Origin of the sequence: Eubacterium xylanophilum ATCC 35991 (genome assembly GCF_000518685.1) — a bacterium.
GTDB classification, from domain to species: Bacteria; Bacillota; Clostridia; order Lachnospirales; family Lachnospiraceae; genus Eubacterium_F; species Eubacterium_F xylanophilum.
Genome location: NZ_JAEB01000013.1, coordinates 38,851 through 57,031, shown reverse-complemented (window position 1 = coordinate 57,031; position 18,181 = coordinate 38,851). Strand labels below are relative to the sequence as shown.

The 18,181-nt window shown below is 41.5% G+C and carries 13 protein-coding genes; all 13 read left to right on the top strand.

Annotated elements, in window-relative coordinates:
• The first annotated feature begins 231 nt into the window (after positions 1 to 231).
• A complete protein-coding gene (locus L877_RS0103730; protein WP_026834947.1) occupies positions 232 to 1,116 on the top strand; it encodes a DegV family protein in 885 nt (294 codons plus the stop codon).
• A gap of 60 nt (positions 1,117 to 1,176) precedes the next feature.
• Positions 1,177 to 2,067: a DegV family protein gene (locus L877_RS0103725; RefSeq protein WP_026834946.1), complete on the top strand. Its 891-nt coding sequence runs from the start codon at positions 1,177 to 1,179 to the stop codon at positions 2,065 to 2,067.
• Positions 2,068 to 2,087: 20 nt separating this feature from the next.
• Positions 2,088 to 2,780 carry an MIP/aquaporin family protein gene (locus L877_RS0103720; RefSeq protein WP_341349126.1) on the top strand — a complete coding sequence of 231 codons (693 nt, stop codon included), beginning with the start codon at positions 2,088 to 2,090 and terminating at the stop codon, positions 2,778 to 2,780.
• 63 nt (positions 2,781 to 2,843) lie between these two features.
• Positions 2,844 to 4,628: a single-stranded-DNA-specific exonuclease RecJ gene (gene recJ, locus L877_RS0103715; RefSeq protein ID WP_242837112.1), complete on the top strand. Its 1,785-nt coding sequence runs from the start codon at positions 2,844 to 2,846 to the stop codon at positions 4,626 to 4,628.
• A 31-nt stretch (positions 4,629 to 4,659) separates the two neighbouring features.
• Positions 4,660 to 5,622, top strand: coding sequence for a glycosyltransferase family 2 protein (locus L877_RS12045; RefSeq protein WP_051437658.1), 963 nt, complete (start codon positions 4,660 to 4,662; stop codon positions 5,620 to 5,622).
• A gap of 15 nt (positions 5,623 to 5,637) precedes the next feature.
• Complete coding sequence (locus L877_RS0103705; protein ID WP_034785002.1) at positions 5,638 to 6,540, top strand: AAA family ATPase; 903 nt, start codon at positions 5,638 to 5,640, stop codon at positions 6,538 to 6,540.
• A 12-nt stretch (positions 6,541 to 6,552) separates the two neighbouring features.
• Positions 6,553 to 7,563 carry a DUF58 domain-containing protein gene (locus tag L877_RS0103700; RefSeq protein ID WP_026834942.1) on the top strand — a complete coding sequence of 337 codons (1,011 nt, stop codon included), beginning with the start codon at positions 6,553 to 6,555 and terminating at the stop codon, positions 7,561 to 7,563.
• A 10-nt stretch (positions 7,564 to 7,573) separates the two neighbouring features.
• A complete protein-coding gene (locus L877_RS0103695; protein WP_026834941.1) occupies positions 7,574 to 10,099 on the top strand; it encodes a transglutaminase-like domain-containing protein in 2,526 nt (841 codons plus the stop codon).
• Between the two features lie 16 nt (positions 10,100 to 10,115).
• A complete protein-coding gene (ftsH, locus tag L877_RS12040) occupies positions 10,116 to 11,996 on the top strand; it encodes an ATP-dependent zinc metalloprotease FtsH (RefSeq protein WP_084554754.1) in 1,881 nt (626 codons plus the stop codon).
• Positions 11,996 to 12,805, top strand: coding sequence for a Cof-type HAD-IIB family hydrolase (locus L877_RS0103685; protein WP_026834940.1), 810 nt, complete (start codon positions 11,996 to 11,998; stop codon positions 12,803 to 12,805). Before ftsH ends, L877_RS0103685 begins: the two co-directional genes overlap by 1 nt.
• Positions 12,802 to 14,643: an excinuclease ABC subunit UvrC gene (gene uvrC, locus L877_RS0103680; protein WP_479723595.1), complete on the top strand. Its 1,842-nt coding sequence runs from the start codon at positions 12,802 to 12,804 to the stop codon at positions 14,641 to 14,643. Before L877_RS0103685 ends, uvrC begins: the two co-directional genes overlap by 4 nt.
• 125 nt (positions 14,644 to 14,768) lie before the next feature.
• On the top strand, positions 14,769 to 17,483 hold the full coding sequence (locus tag L877_RS13365) for an EAL domain-containing protein (protein ID WP_051437657.1): 2,715 nt from the start codon (positions 14,769 to 14,771) through the stop codon (positions 17,481 to 17,483).
• Positions 17,483 to 18,142 (top strand): HAD family hydrolase, encoded by a 660-nt coding sequence (locus tag L877_RS0103670; protein WP_026834938.1) that lies wholly within the window; start codon positions 17,483 to 17,485, stop codon positions 18,140 to 18,142. The genes L877_RS13365 and L877_RS0103670 overlap by 1 nt, the downstream gene beginning before the upstream one ends.
• Positions 18,143 to 18,181: the final 39 nt, after the last annotated feature.

Below are 18,181 nucleotides of genomic sequence, written 5' to 3'. Positions count from 1 at the left end.
GTGATTTATTTTCATACAAATTCCTAACAATATTCTAACACTCTTGATATCAAATAGCAAGAGATGAAGCTTAGATGTGAATCAACCATTAAAAAGATTTGCTTTAAATAAGTTTTTTTGATATAATTAATCTGTTGTTGTTTATAACCGAATGACTGTGTTAACAGGTGCACAGAATGTATTTTGTTTTTATGAATACTAGGTACACCTACCTGTAGAATGGTATGTAAAATGGGAAATTATTCAATATCGTGCTGCGCGTCAGCTGATCTGAACAGAGAATTTTTAGAGGAAATAGATGTTAGATATATTTATTTCCATTTTGATTTGGGTGGTAAGCATTATTATGATGATATGTGGCAGTCTATGAAACCACAGGAGATGTATGATAGGATGCTGGACGGCGAGGATTGTCGCACGTCTCAGATAAATGCAACCGAGTACGAGGAGTTTTTTGAAGAGGTTCTCAAGGAAGGCAAGGATGTCATCCACATTTGCTTGGCGGGTGGATTGTCAGGAACTGTTAATTCGGCGAGGATTGCAGCAAATGAGCTGGAGGAGAGATATCCGGATAATAAGATTTATATTGTGGATTCTGTCAGTGCATCCAGTGGTTTTGGCCTTTTGGTTGCCAAGGCGGCTGAGTTAAGAGATGCAGGGATGGGTGCAGAAGAGCTATATAATTGGTTAGAGGAGCACAAGTACAATATTCAGAACTGGTTTATATCAACTGACCTCACTTTCCTCATCAAGGGGGGAAGAGTCACTAAGACAGCGGGGTTTGTGGGTTCTGCTCTCAAGATTTGTCCACTTCTTCATATTGACAAGGATGGAAAGCTCATTCCTATGGAGAAGATAAGGACCACTAAAAAGTGTATTAAGAGAATTATAGAGATTATGAAGGAACGCGCTGAGGGAGGCGAGGATTACTCTGACTTATGTTATATTTCACAGGCGGAGTCGGAGGAGTTGGCTCAGTATACGATTGAACAAATTAAGCAGGCATTTCCGAAGTGTGAGCCTAAGATGTTTACCATAGGGGCAACGATAGGTGTTCATACGGGGCCTGGTACGCTGGCAGTATTCTTCTTCGGAAACGATCGTCGAGAAGAGTAGCGCGGGGAGAATATAAGCCGCTTTATGAGGCGATGGAAAATACAAAACAGGAGATAGATTATGAAGGTTGCAATTTTAACAGATACAAATAGCGGAATAGATATAAAGAACGCTGAGAAGATGGGAATCTATATCTTGCCGATGCCGCTTATGATCGAGGAGAGAGAGTATCTAGAGGGGGTTGACATCAACCATACCAAGCTTTTCGAGGCTTTGGCGGTAAAAAAAGATGTACATACTTCTCAACCATCTCCCGGAGCCATTATGGATATGGTTGAAAAGATCAAGGGAGATGGATTTGATCAGATAGTTTATATTCCTATGTCAAGTGGTTTGAGTACATCCTGTGCGACGGCGACTGCATTGGCGGACGATTTTCCCGGGGAATTGTTTGTGGTGGACAACCACAGAATATCTATAACGATGGTAGATGCAGTTTTGGATGCTAAGTATTTGGCAGAACAAGGTGAAAATGGTCAGCAAATCAAGGAATATCTTGAAAAGACCGCTTATGATTCGAGCATTTATATTTCTGTTGACAACTTGTATTATTTGAAGAAAGGCGGAAGGGTGACACCAGCCGGTGCCGCCATAGCTGCGATTATGAATATTAAGCCGGTTCTCACTATTCAGGGTGGCAAGTTGGATGCATTTTCAAAGGCAAGGAGTATGAAACTTTGCCGCAAGAGAATGATAGAGGCCATCAAGAGTGACAGGGAGAAGAGGTTTGGAGAGTATAGTGCTGAGCGCCTCAGTATAGGTGTTGCCGGGGCATTTGACAAGGAAGAAGATGCTAGGGAATGGTACGAGTGCGTCAGGGAAGCCTTTCCGGAACATGATGTGTTTTATGCACCGCTGTCTTGTAGTGTGGCATGCCATGTAGGCATGAATGCAATTGGCATGGGAATCACTGTCAAGCTACCAAGGCCGGCGGGAGATAATATTTTTTAAATCAAAGGAGGATGCTAATTATGGGTAGCATGAAAAAGTTTGTCGCAGAGTTTATAGGAACTATGGTTCTTGTGACTCTGGGATGTGGAGTTGCAGTGGCAACAGGTTGTGAAGGCAATGATGGAATCGTTGCAACGGCGCTGGCATTTGGTCTGGTTATCGTTGCTATGGCATATTCCATTGGAAATGTTTCGGGATGCCATATCAATCCGGCGGTTTCTACAGCCATGTTGATTCTCAAGAAAATCAGTGTATCAGAGTTTTGTGGTTATGTTATTAGCCAGATTCTCGGTGCGACAGTAGGTTCACTCATTGTGGGATTGTTCTTCGGAAACTTCAAATCACTGGGTGGAAATGCTGTTCAGGATGCTATCACATGCAATTACACAACACCTCAGGTTGTTGCGCTTTTAGTTGAGATGGTTCTCACATTTGTATTTGTTTTGGCGATTGTGGGTGTAACATCGAAGCCGGAGTTCGGTTCAGTTGCCGGAATAGTTATCGGACTTGCACTTGTGCTTGTTCATCTTTTGGGAATTAGATTGACCGGAACAAGCGTAAATCCTGCTCGTTCACTTGGACCAGCGATCATCCAGGCTATTAATGGAGAGACAACATCTCTGACTCAGGTATGGATATTTATTGTTGGACCAATAGTTGGTGGAAGTCTTGCAGCGGGTGTTTACAGCTATATTTCATCTGAAGATAAATAATGAATTTAATGGGTGATAAGCTCTAATAATGTGGCGCATGATCTCCGAAGGGAGGTCGTGCGTTTGTCAAATTGTGAGGAATTTAAATTGAGAAATAAGTGGATTCTTAGAGCCAAAGAAGCGGATATTGAGGCGATTAGCAGGAAGTATAATATATCGCCGGTGGTTGCAAGGTGTATGGTGAATCGTGGAGTTCTGACAGAAGAAGAACAAGATTCTTTTATGAATGGAACACTCGATAGTCTGTCATCGCCTTGGCTTTTTGCCGACATGGATAAGGCTATTGATATTATAATTGAGGCCAAGGAGCGATATTCTGATGATTTGAAAATTGCGGTGGGATCAGATTATGATTGTGACGGAATATTTTCCGCTTTTATATTAAAAAAAGGTTTTGAAAAGGCCGGGATTGAAAACAAGATTTTTACGCCGGATAGGATATCAGAAGGATATGGTTTGAATACCAGGATTGTGGACGATGCGGTGGAGTTTGGTGCGCAGGTGCTCATCACTTGTGACAATGGAATTGCTGCCAATGAAGCGGTAGAATATGCCAAGGGAAAGGGGTTAATGGTGATAGTTACGGATCACCATGAGGTGCAAGAGTGTCTTCCTGTGGCAGATGCAGTGGTTGATCCCAAGAGAGAGGATTGCAACTATCCGTTTAAAGGGCTATGCGGCGCAGGCGTCACATATCAATTGGTGGGCGCTTTGTATGAAAAACTTGGTATTGGTAGGCAGGCGCAGCAGGAACTCATAGAATATGCTGCGATTGCCACCGTGGCAGATGTAATGGAATTAATAGGCGAGAATAGAATTCTTGTAAAGCACGGTTTGAAAAAGCTTCCTCACACGGAAAATGTAGGAATTAGGGCATTGATTCGCGCTCAGGGAATAGATAATAGAGAGATCAAGGCATATCATATCGGTTTCGTCATTGGACCGTGTTTTAACGCGGCTGGGCGAATTGACACAGTTCAGAAGTCGTTTGAGCTATTGTCTGAAGAGGATGAAGATAAGGCGAATCAGATGGCTGGAGAGCTTAAGGACATCAATGACAAGAGAAAGAGCATGACAGAAGAGGCCACTGATCTGGCATATGAAATAATGGAGAGTCAGGGATTGGTGGAAGACGATGTTCATGTTGTCTATATTCCCGGATGTCATGAAAGCCTGGTGGGAATCGTGGCGGGGAGAATCAAGGAACGTTTTCATCATCCTGTCATCGTATTCACAGATGCTGAAGATGACCTTGTAAAGGGGTCTGGAAGGTCTATCGAGCAATATCATATGTTTGAGAAGCTCATGGAGTGCAAGGATATCATGGTCAGATTCGGAGGACACAAGATGGCGGCGGGAATGACCATCAAAAAGGCGGATTTGGGAGAACTCAAAGCTAGACTAAATGCGAATTCCGGCCTCGTCGAGGATGACTTCGTTCCCGTATTGGAGATTGATTATCCACTTCCGGTTCAGTATATTACGGAGAAAATGATTGAGGAGCTAGATATATTGGAGCCATTTGGAACCGGCAATCCCAAGCCGGTATTTGCTGAGCAGCATTTTAAGGTATTACGGGCAGCAGTTCGAGGTGCCTCGAGAAATGTTCTGTCCCTCAGAGTGGCGAACGCATCGGGAAAATCAGTGGATGCAGTTTACTTCGGAAATATCACAGAATTTGAGGAATTTATCAAAGAGGAGTGGGGAGAATCAGAGTTGCATGCCTTATATGAGGGCAAGATCAACAATGTGGATCTGGGATTGGCTTTTTATCCGGACATCAATGAGTTTAGAGGAGTCAAAAATATTCAGCTGATTATACAAGATTTTTGTCGTGTTCGCAGGTGACTTGAGGAAGTAGAAAAAGGAGGCGTGATGCATGATAGAGATTAGTTTGTGCATGATTGTAAAAAATGAGGAAAATGTTCTGGCAAGATGTCTTGATACCATTGCTGACCTCATGGATGAGATTATTATTGTGGACACGGGATCCACTGATAAGACCAAGGAAATTGCCGCTAGATATACAGATAAAATCTATGATTTTGAATGGATTGATGACTTTAGCGCGGCGAGGAATTATTCGTTTTCCAAAGCGACCAAAGATTATATCTATTGTGCGGATGCTGACGAGGTATTAGATGAGGTGAATCGTCGGAGATTTAGGCAGTTGAAGGAGCTTTTGTTGCCTGAGATAGAGATAGTGCAAATGCGCTATTGTAACCAACTTGATAAGGGGACTGTATATAATTTTGATGCCGAATATCGTCCAAAGTTATATAAGCGAAAACGCGATTTGGTGTGGATTGAACCGATTCATGAGATGATTAGGCTTGACCCGGTGGTTTACGACAGCGATATTGATATTATGCATATGCCGGAAGAAAACCATAATAGCAGGGATTTTCGTGTATTTCAAAAGTATATCAATAAAGGAAATGGTCTGTCAAAACGACTACATCACATGTATGCCATGGAGCTTCTGATGGCGGAGGATGACGAGGCGATTCTCGAAGCCGAGGAATATTTTACACAAATTGTAAATGATCCGAATAGAGATATAGAACAGGTGAAGGAGGCAGCCTGCATCGTGGCGAGAGCGGCAAGAATTAGGGATGATGCCGGAACTATACTGAAGATGTGCTTAAAGGATCTGTTGTCAGAGGGTTCATCTGAGATGTGTTATGAACTTGGAGAATATTTCTACGGAAAAGGGGATTACAACGAGGCCGCTTTGTGGTATTATAATGCTATGAATGAAACTCAGAATATATGCAATATTCACACGTCAACGGATTGGGCGGAAGAGAGATATAATATGTGCGCGGAGAAGCTCCGTTAGAGAAAGGAAATACGGATGGAAAGAGTAATAAATGAGATAGAAAAAGTGATAAAGGGCAAGAGAAATGTTATCGAAAAGGTGCTTTGTACTATGCTTGCCGGTGGACATGTGCTCTTGGAGGATATTCCGGGAGTGGGAAAGACCACTTTGGCAGTGGCACTTGCCAAGGTTATGGGTATGTCCTATAGACGTATGCAGTTTACCCCGGATGTGTTGCCAAGTGATGTAGTGGGATTTTCTATGTTCAATAGTCAGACCAAAGAGTTTGAGTACAGACCGGGGGCAATATTTGCAAATCTTTTCCTGGCAGATGAGATTAATAGAACTTCGCCTAAGACGCAGTCTGCGCTACTTGAGGCGATGGAGGAACACAAGGTGACAGTTGACGGCAAGACTTATATTTTGCCGAGTCCATTTACTGTTATAGCTACTGAGAATCCGGTGGGATCAGCGGGAACACAGATGTTGCCGGAGTCACAGCTCGATAGATTTATGGTATGTCTTTCTATGGGATATCCAAGTCACGCAGATGCTGTGAACATCCTAAAAAATGACGGCTCCAAATCTGTGTCAAAAGTGACGGAAGTTATGGATGAAGTTCGCTGGAAAGAATTGATCCAAAAGGCGGAAAACTGCCATGTAACTGAGGAAATATACGATTATATTATTCGTCTGACTGAGGCTACGCGAAATCACAATTATATTATACTTGGAGCAAGTCCGAGAGCGAGTATCGCGCTTCTGAGAATGTCGAGAGCGATGGCTGTAATGAGAGGTAGAGATTTTGTGGTTCCTGAGGATATAGAGGAAGTCTATTATGATGTTTGGAGACATAGAATTAAGCTTTCACCAAAGGCCAAGGCTCAGGGAATCGATGTAAATGAATGTATGATGCAGATATTTAATTCAACAAGATAGGGGGAGGTCAGAGTGAGAAAACTCAGAGCAATTGAATATATGATATTACTCGGGATAGATCTCGCTCTGTGTTGGTTTTTTGCGGGATACTTTTTCTTTATATTGGCATTTGCCATGGTGGCTGTTGTACTTGTGTCGCTTTTTGCGCTCAATGTCACCAGCGGACATGTTGATGTTTATATCAAAAGTCCCGTTGAGAAGGTGGGCAAGGGCACGGAGCTCTACATAGAGATTGGAGTCACCAACAAATCCATATTTCCTGTTATCGATGCGATCATGAGGCTTCGAGTGGGAAATCCCTTTGTGGGGGAGTTGGAGAAGATAGAGATGGAGGTGCCAATTCCGGCCTCTAGGACCATGCGAGTCAAACTTCCGATCAAATCCCAATATGCAGGCGAGTTTGAGATTCACATAGATTCTATCGAGATGCACGACTTGCTTGGGCTTAGAAAACGAGTAATTAAGTTTGATAAGGAGCATGAGGTCTTTATCTATCCCCTTGAAAACAAGGAATTTCACTGGGATAAAAGTGCCTATGAAGTGGGATTTGAGGAGGCCAGCGAGAGTAAACTCCGAGGAAGCGATTTTTCTGATGTAAGTCAGGTCAGAGAATATGTCCAGGGAGATCCAATTAAAAATATTCATTGGAAATTATCTGCCAAAAAGGATGAACTCATGGTAAAGGAGCGCCTTCAGAGTTCATCCCAGAAGATGATTATCATATTTGAAGTTTTGGAAAAAAGAGCGGAACTCGTGGATGAGGCGCTCGATAATATGTATACCCTCGGGAGAAATGGAATTCGCAACCAAGTTCCCGTGGAATTATGGTGGTGGGATAAAAGGCATAAGGAGATTGCTTTTGGAAGTGCCCAAAGCTTTGACGAGTGGGACCGCCTGATGAATAGAATTCTCCACTCAGGATCAGAGTTTGGCTATGTCAGGGATCAGTTTGAAAATAGAAATCTTAACCAAGGCTTTATCTTGGTTAGTGACAATGGAATTGAGATAATATCAAGTAATTAGGAGGAAAGGCATGAGCACATTTACCCTCTTTAAAAAGAAAAAAGAACCTAGAACTCTCGAGCTCGCTCAGGGAGTCTATGTCTCATGCCCTGAACCGGCGGAAAAACAGAATGAATTCTTGATTTGCATGCCCAAAGGAATTATAGTTTTTCTCATAGTAATAGGATCTATGTGTGGGTTTACAACCTCGATTAATGTTCGAATTGACGAGTGGATTTTTGTTCTGGTTATGGCCTTGGGGTCTCTCTTTTTCAGTGGCCTTTATGTTCTCAAAAAGCCGTGGATGCGCGATGTGGGATACATCGGATTCTTCATCGTATATGTTTTTTTGATTTTTCAGCTCAAAGATTATGTGAACAGTGGATTTGCTGCAATTATCAATACAGTCAGGCACCTGGGAGAAACATATTTAGGGCTTGATACAACAGCGGATTTTGAAGAAAAAATCGCCAACAGGTCACTGGCGATGCTACTTTGCATGATTTTTATCGGACTATTTGTCGTGATATTACTTAATATTTTTGTTTCTAATTACATGTCTATTTTTTGGCCAATGATAATAGCCATTCCGCTTCAGATAATTCCTCAGATTTTTCGCCAAGAGGGTGAGGTTATCTACACTATCTGCCTGGCGGCAGGTTTTATGGGAATATGGATTTTCAAAAATTCCAGGCACTTTTTATATGACAAGGAAAAACACAAGTACTATGTTTTTAAGAAAAATGGTCTGAAAGTCGGGAAAAGTAAGAAAGTTAATCCTAGATTTAACTATTCTCAAAATGACAGAGTGTACCATGGTGTGGCAATGATAATACTCTTTAGCGTGATAGTTCTCACAGCACTTAGCTTTGTCATCACAGCTCCAATGGTTAAGGGAGTTATCGGTATTAATTCCTACAAGGAGAGGATGGAGAAGAGATTAGCAGAGTACTTTAGCTATGGCCGTGGAGGATATAGCGATACGGGAATGTCTGGTGGATTTCTATATAGTGCAGGAGGTTTGAAACCAAGACATGAAACGGCACTTCACTTGACTATGGCACCATATACCAGAAAGCCAATATATCTCAAGGCTTATACAGGGCTAATATATACACCTGAGAAGTGGCTCGGAGGGAGCGATTTGGTACAGAATCTCACCGAGTATGACACTCTTTACTGGATTGAGATGATGCAGATACAGGCCAAGAATATGAAGAAAAAGTTTGAGAAGTCGAAAAATCCTGTTGCAGATAAGCTTGCCAAGGCGAGAATGGATATAAAGTTAAATGGTTCTGAGGAGGAAGAATACTCATTTGTTCCATATTTTACCTACTTTAGCAAGGATGATTTGCTTGGGCCACTTCCAAGTCTGGAGCGAAATTTTGATGAGGGATACGAGGATCTCCCGGATAAGGAGTACAATAAAAAGTTCAAGACTGAATTGGCACGCCAAAACTATTGGACAGATGAAAAAGGTAAGTCCAAGACTCGTAAGTTCACCTATTATCCTAATCTAACTAACGAGATTAAGCTTCCTAAGGAGATGATGTCCAAGTATTATTATAATGTCAGAAACTCAGAACACTTGATAGCGGCATTGGATGAGACTATCAGAGATGCGGGACTTAGAAAAACCGATCCAAATGTAATCGAAAAGCTTGATAAATATTTTGAAGATAATTTTACCTATAGCTATAATGCGGGTGATCCACCGACGGGGTGGGACTTTACGGAGTACTTTCTCACTCAGAACAAAAGGGGAGTGTGTACTCACTTCGCCACAGCTACTACTCTGATTCTGAGGCGTTTGGGAATTCCTTGTAGGTTTGTATCAGGCTATGTTGTGACATATCCTGATGTATTGAGGGGCAAGAATAGGCCCGATCTCAAGTATGAGGATTACTATCAGGGATATTCGGAGCTTCAGCAATCTATAGTTAAAGATGTAAATGTTGAGTATGCCAATGCTCATGCCTGGGTTGAAGTATATCAGGAGGGAAAGGGATGGATTGTGGTTGATACCACACCACCTAATCTAGAAGCATCCGAGAGCAGTGTGGACAGTGGCTTTTGGAGAGGACTTCAGAGCATATGGGGCGGAACTTCCGGCGTGTCCCTTGACGGAATCAGTGGTGGAATATTTGTAGTTGGAAATACCTTGAAGTATGTGGTATTCGCGATATTGTTTGGCTGGATTGTGAGAGCCGCCTGGAAGCACTTTAAACCAAAGTATATCAGATGGAGAGGATGGCATACCGGGGATACCAAGATTGACTTGGTGAGATATTATCAAGTCAGATGTGAGAAAAATGAAAAGTATATTCGCGGATTGGACAATGTTTCCACGCCTGTTGAGAGCATACGTCTCATGGCCAGTGTTAAGAAAGATATTAGTGAAGATGAGCTGAGTGCTTTTATAAGGGATTTCGAAAAGGCATGTTATAGTGGAGCCCAGTTAAGTGGAAGTGAAGCTAAGAGAATGAGAAAAAAACTAGATAAGTTCACAAAAACAACATTGTTTTATGTTATAAAATCATTTATGAGGACAACTTAGATGGAGGGAAAGTAGTATGAATGATAACAAACAAGATAATAATAAGAAAAACAATAAAGTCAACATAATTATCTGTGTTGCGGCGGCATTGCTGGCATTGCTGGTTATTGTATTTCTTAATTCGGAGTTGCAAAAGAGGACCAACAAGGAAATCAGCTACTCGCAGTTTATCGAGATGCTGAAGGAGGGTAAGGTTCAGAGTGTAGAATTTGACTCCAATGTAATATACATTGAGCCTAGGGCAGAACAGTCACAGAATACCATGTTCAAGGTGACTTATTATACTGGTTATATTCAGGACACAGCCCTTGTTCAGGATATGCTGAATGAGTACAATGTGGATTTTAAGGCCAAAATCGAGGATTCAAGCTCTGCAGTTATACAGTTTTTGATGGCTTATGTTCTACCATTCGCCATTATGTGGATAATTCTCTGGTTCCTTTTCAGAAATGTTTCCAAATCCGGCGGTGGCATCATGGGAGTTGGAAAGTCCAATGCCAAGATGTACGTAGAGAAGGAGACAGGTGTCACATTTAAGGATGTGGCGGGGGTTGAAGAGGCCAAGGAATCTATAACCGAACTTGTTGACTTTCTGAAGAATCCAGATAGATATAAGAAGATAGGTGCTCGTCTTCCTAAGGGAGCGCTCTTAGTAGGACCTCCCGGTACAGGTAAGACTTTGTTGGCAAAGGCCCTAGCAGGCGAAGCTAACGTACCATTTTTCTCCCTATCCGGTTCGGATTTTGTGGAAATGTTCGTCGGCGTTGGAGCTTCTCGTGTGCGTGATCTCTTTAAGCAGGCACAGCAGATGGCACCGTGTATAATCTTTATTGACGAGATTGATGCCATCGGTAAAAGTCGTGATAGTCAGTACGGCGGTGGAAATGATGAGCGTGAGCAGACTTTGAATCAGCTCTTGTCTGAGATGGATGGATTTGATTCATCCAAGGGAATCATCATTCTCGGCGCTACAAATAGACCGGAAGTTCTTGACAAGGCGCTTCTTCGTCCGGGACGTTTTGACAGACGAATTATCGTTGAACGCCCTGATCTCAAGGGAAGAATCGCTGTTTTGAAGGTTCATTCTCATGACGTTTTGATGGATGATACAGTTGATCTTGAGGCGATTGCCCTTGCTACCAGTGGTGCTGTTGGTGCAGATCTTGCCAATATGGTAAATGAAGCTGCTATTATGGCAGTTAAGGATGGAAGAAATGTAGTCGGACAGAAAGATTTGTTCGAGGCAGTTGAGGTTGTATTTGCCGGAAAAGAGAAAAAAGATCGAATCCTCGGTGATGAGGAGAAGAAGATTGTGGCCTATCATGAGGTTGGACATGCTCTTGTAACAACTCTTCTAAAGAAGGCGGAACCGGTGCAGAAAATCACTATTGTACCTAGAACCATGGGGGCACTCGGATATGTTATGCAGGTTCCGGAAGAGGAGAAGTACCTGAGAACCAGAGAGGAACTTATCTCCAAGATTACCACTTTGTACGGTGGAAGGGCAGCGGAGAAGATTATCTTTGGTGACGTGACAACCGGCGCTTCGAATGATATTGAGCAGGCAACCAAGATTGCAAGAGCTATGGTGACTCAGTATGGTATGAGTGAGAAGTTTGGATTGATCGGACTTGAGACAGTTACAAGCCGATATCTGGATGGACGTGCCGTGAGCAATTGCGGTGATCAGACGGAGAGTGAGATAGATAAAGAAGTTATGGATATTCTCCAGGATTGCTATGACAAGGCTTATAAGCTTGTAGAAGAAAATGTGGAAGCGCTTCACAAGATTGCAGCACACCTGGTTGAGAAAGAAACAATTACCGGTAAGGAATTTGTATCTATATTCGAAGAAGCTACTGGTATAACACTGGATAAAAAGAAAGACGAGGAATAATGGCATATGAATTACTCGTGCTCGACATTGACGGCACACTTATGAGAACCGATAAGACGATTTCCGAGAGGACAATTGATAGAATCGTTGAAATCCAGAATGATGGCATCAAGGTTGCCATCGCTTCCGGTCGCTCTACTGAGGGAATCATGTCTACAGCCAGAAGAATTGGTTTGACGGATTTTGGAGGATTTATTATATCATATAATGGCGCCAAAATCAGTAATGCCGCCACGGGCGAAGTGATTTATGATATTTGTCTTCCCGACAAAATCGTGAGTGAAATCTATGATTTTTCCAAGAAAATGGGCACCGGGATTATGTCTTATCACAATGGTAATATCATTACCGAAAATGAAGAAGATCCCTATGTAGTAATAGATTCCATAGGATCGGAGATAGGGATAACAAAGCTTGAGAACTTTGGACAACAAGTCAAGTATCCGGTCAATAAGTGTCTTTTGACGGGAGATCCGTCAATGATGGAGGACGTGGAGAAAGCCGGGGCCAAGGAGTTTGAGGGTCGTTTGAGTGTATATCGCTCTGAGGATTTTTATGTGGAGATGATGCCTTTGGGCATCGATAAGGCCTATGGTTTGTCAAGGCTTTTGGATCGTTTGGGACTTTCCAGAAGTCAGATGATTTGTTGTGGAGACGGTTTTAATGATATCTCCATGATAAAATATGCCGGTCTCGGTGTTGCTATGGATAATGCAAGTGATGAGGTGAAGAAATTTGCCAACTATATCGCGCCGCACTGCGACGAAGACGGAGTTGTGGACGTGATTGATAGATATGTGGTGATATGATGTTTGATATTCAAGAAGAATTGAAGAAAATTCCTGATAAGCCCGGCGTGTATCTAATGCATGACCGGGATGATCACGTTATATACGTTGGAAAAGCTGTAGTTCTCAAAAACCGCGTCAGACAGTACTTCCAAAAGAGCAGAAATGTCTCTACTAAAATCGAGAAGATGATTCAACAGATTGCCTGGTTTGAGTACATCGTCACAGACAGCGAACTTGAGGCACTCGTATTGGAGTGCAATCTGATCAAAGAATATAATCCCAAGTACAATACCATGCTGAAGGACGGGAAAGGCTATCCTTTTCTCAAGGCCACTGTAACTGAAGATTTTCCAAGACTTATGTTGGCAAGGCAGATGAAGAGAGATGGAGCTAAGTACTTTGGACCATTTACAAGTGGTGCTGCTATACGAGACACGATAGAACTAACCAATAAACTTTTTTCTCTCAGGAGTTGCAAGAAAAATCTTCCGCGGGATATAGGCAAAGACCGTCCATGTCTCTACTATGAGATGGGACAGTGTAAAGCGCCTTGCCAAGGCTATATATCCTCTGCTGACTATAAGGTGAATTTTGACAAAGCTCTTAAGTTTCTCGGAGGCGATACCAAAGAGGTTTTGGCAGAGCTCCAGACCAAGATGATGGATTTGTCTGCGGAGATGAAGTTTGAGGAGGCAGCTCTTTACAGAGATTTGATTAATAGTGTAACTCGCGTCACTGAGAGGCAGAAGATTACCTCGAGTGATGAGGGCGAGAGGGATATTATCGCCATAGCAACCAATGAGGACGATGCGGTTGTTCAGGTATTCTTTATCCGTGGAGGTAGACTTATCGGACGTGAGCACTATTTTCTCACGGGAGTTTCTGATGAGTCAGAGAGTCATATTCTCGGAGCATTTATCAAACAAATGTATGCCGGAACACCGTATATACCAAAGGAAATATGGGCGGAGACAGAACCCGATGATATGGAGTTTTTGGCGGATTGGCTCGAAGTGAAAAGGGGAGGAAAAGTCCAGTTCAAACAACCAAAGCGTGGGCAGAAGGGCAAACTCCTTGATTTGGCAAAGCGCAATGCCACGATGATTTTGACACAGGACAAGGAGAGATTGGCTGCAGATAGAGCTAGGACGATAGGTGCAGTGGAGGAAATCGAGGGAATTCTCGGCATCGATAATATAATACGAATTGAGTCCTATGATATTTCCAATATTAATGGCTTTGAGACGGTGGGTTCCATGGTTGTTTTTGAAAATGGTCGGCCCAAAAAGAACAACTACAGAAAATTTAGGATTAAATCTGTGACTGGACCCGATGACTATCATTCTATGGAAGAACTTTTGACAAGGCGCTTTACACATGGAATGCGAGAGGGATTATCAGAAAATGATGCATTTAAACAGTTCCCAAGTATTATATTTATGGATGGTGGAAAGGGACAGGTTAACGTTTGTAAGATGGTTCTTGACAGTCTCGGTATCAATATTCCGGTTTGTGGAATGGTCAAGGATGATAGGCACAGAACCAGAGGTTTGTACTTTGAGAATGTAGAGCTTCCAATTGATACACACAGTCAGGGATTTCGCCTGATAACCAGGATACAAGATGAAACTCATCGATTTGCCATAGAATATCACAAGCAGATTAGAGGAAAGAAGCAAGTTCACTCTGTTTTAGATGATATCCCTGGAATTGGAGCAGTTAGACGTAAGGCGCTCATGAGAAATTTTGAGTCCATCGAGGCAATTAAGTCAGCGTCAATAGAAGAGTTGAAGCAAATTCCGGAGATTAATGAGGCTGCAGCGAAGGCAATATGTCAGTTCTTTGGAAGTGAGTAAATAAAGTTTTCGGAACATTTTTCTCGGATTAATAGTATGTTCATTTCCTTTACAAAGTATGCTAAATAATGTATAATAGTAGTATATATTGTGGGCACATGTTAAAAGGATAAGAGGAAGAATGTATGGAAAAGAGTAATAGAAAAAGATTTGCGTGCTTGGTTGGGCAAGCCGATGAGAGTTATCAGAGACATTTTTTAGAAGGTTTCTTGACACAGACATTCGGAGCAGATGTGGATGTCTGTGTATTTTCTATGTACAGAAAGTATCAAGACTCAGAGATAAGAGAAAAGGGAGATTCGAATATTTTTAATTTGGTGAACTATTCTATTTTTGATGGAATAGTTTTTCTTAAAGATAGCATTCAAACTATAAACGTGGCCGATGCGCTAGAAGAAAAAATACGAGAGAATTATGATGGCCCAGTGATTGTTATTGAGGGAGAAAGTGATGTCTATAAGTGCATAGGGACTGATGGATATTATGGAATGAAGATTGTTGTCGATCACATGATTGAGGTGCACGGCTATAAGGAAATTGGATTTCTCTCCGGGAAAAAGTGGCATCCTCATTCCAAACAGAGATTGCAGGCGTTTAGAGATTCTATGGAAGCCCACGGCCTTGAGGTAGATGAAAAGTGGATTCACCATGGAGATTTTTGGTATACAAGTGGGGAACAGTATATAGATATCATGCTTGCTAAAAATGGAAGACTTCCCGAGGCGATTATATGCGCCTGTGATCAGATGGCTGTTGGATTGTGTGATTCATTAGTAAAGCATGGATATAGAATTCCAGAGGATATCGCTGTTGCAGGTTATGATTCGACTGAGGAGGGACAAAATTCTCCGAAGTCTATTACATCAGCGCTGGCGCCGGCGAGAGAGTGCGGAGAATATGCTGCCAACTTTCTATTAAAGTCAGAGGAAGAGAGAAATAAATATGAGTTTTGTGCAAAACCAGGCTTGGTTGTGGGGGAGAGCTGTGGGTGCAAAGAGAGTACAATTCCTGAGATTTCAACGAGAAGGGAAGAATGGTCCACGGATATTTCTGAGACTGCATATAATTCTGTAAATGATACTTTCCAGGAGAATCTCTGTAATCATACAACTCTAAGAGGCTTTCTGGATACGGTATATTCTTATGCATATCAGATAAAAGGAGCTGAAAGTTTTAACTTATTGCTCTGTGCTCCTTGGAACTATATGGAAGATGATTATGAGATAACGGTAGGAAACCACGGATATACAGAAGAGATTATACATGCAATCAGATATAATTCGGATAATAGAGATGGCATATCCAGTCTTAGTGATATATTTTGCGTCAAGGAAATATTACCAGATATATACCTTCCACGCAAGAAGCCGCTTGTATATTATTTCACTCCTTTGTTCTGCGGAATTCAGTGCTATGGCTATGCCTCTGTTGCGTATGACAATCCGAGAAGCTATGATGATGTCTATCGACTTTGGGTTACAGATGTTGCTGTTGGACTAGAGTGCTTGCGCAAAGAACTGGTAATTAGAAATATTCAGAAAAAGATGGAAGCTTTATTTAATAGCAAATATTCTATCACAGATATTCGTTACGAGATGCTTTCAAATGATGAAAAGAATGAATATGAATTAGTTAATGAAATTATAGATAATAACATGTTCAGATATGATTTTCAACCAATTGTCAGTGCTAAAACAGGTGAAATATTCTCTTATGAGGCACTTATGAGACCAACTACAGAGCTAAATATTTCACCTATAAAGATAATCAAGTTCGCCAGTATGCAAGGCAGATTGTCGGAAGTGGAATACAGAACATTTTTAAATGTTCTGAAAATTGTGGATGAAAATAAAGATGTTTTTAGCAAAACAAAGATGTTTGTAAATAGCATACCGGGAATTTTGGTTAACCAAGAACAATTTGAAGAAATTGATGCTATATCACGAAGAAATGCAAATTCAATTGTCGTGGAGCTTACTGAGGAATCCGAATTAGAGGATCAAGCATTTAATGATATGAAAGCTCATTTTGATGAGATAGGTGTAGAAATAGCATTAGATGATTATGGAACCGGTTACTCGAATGTTGGAAATCTGCTACGATATATGCCTAATTATGTAAAGATAGACCGATATCTGTTGACGGATATTCAGAACTATCCAAACAAGCAATATTTTGTAAAGGAGACGATAGATTTTTGCCATGATAATGGAATAGTAGCGCTCGCCGAAGGAGTGGAAAATTCTGATGAGCTTAGGACAGTAATTCACCTGGGAGCGGATTTGATTCAAGGATATTATACAGCAAAACCATCATCAAAGTTTATTGAGAGTATTGATTCTGATGTAAAAGAAGAGATTATACATTATTACAATGAGAAGCAGACGGGCTCCATTAAGAAAGTCTATGAAAGTGGAAAGACAGGAAGGGTTTCACTTAGAAGTCTTATTAGTGGAAGCTTTACTGACATATTGGTGGGCGACGAAAATGTTGTTTATAAGGATATAATAATTGCAGGTGCTCCTGGTCTTGTAAGTAATATGCACTTAAAATGTAAGGCAGGTTATCAGGGAAGAATTACTCTCGAAAATGTAATATTCTCTGATCAAATAGGTAAACCTTGTATGGAAATAGGTGAAAACTGTGATGTTATTCTCGTGCTAAGAGGAGAAAATATTATGGATAATACCGGAATATATGTACCGGAATCATCCAAGTTGACTATCGAAGGCAAGGGAGATCTGTGTATAAGAGTGAAAGAAGAATTAACAGAAGGATATTCTTCAAGGGGCACGATTATATACAATCAGTCGGGGCGCATGTGGATAGAGAGGAAATAATGATTAAAGCAGTTTTATTTGATTTAGATGGAACAATTATTGACACAGAAAAATATTATCGAAGATGTTGGCCGCTTGCAGCGGCCCATTTTGGGTACAAAATGACAGACGAAGGGGCATTGTCGCTGAGATCTCTTGGCAGACCATTTGCCCCTATTAAATTGGCTGAACTATTGGGTGATGAAAATATAGATTATTATGCAATTAGAGATTACAGAAAAGAGATTATGGAAAAAATGATCGAAGAAGAGGGGATAGCTGTCAAGCCCGGTGCTGTAGAGCTTCTGACTTTTTTGCGAGAAAATGGGATCCAGGCAGCAGTTGTTACGGCGTCAGATATAGAGAGAACGGAGCGATACTTGGGAATGGTAGGTCTTACAGAATACTTTGATAGGTTTATATCGGCGACAATGGTTAAAGAAGGAAAGCCAAGTCCAGACGTCTATGCGTATGCCTGTAGAGAACTTGGATTAAATCCGGATATGTGTCTAGCAGTAGAGGATTCCCCCAATGGAATTAGCAGTGCAAAGTCTGCAGGATGTAAGGTGGTAATGGTGCCTGATCAGGCGGAACCGGATGAAGAGACAATGGAAAAATTAGATGCTAAAGTGAGTAGTTTAGATAAGATAATTGAGATTATAGAACGAAGTAAGTACTAAAATCAAATGTTGCACGACGACAGCCTCATATAAAGAAAT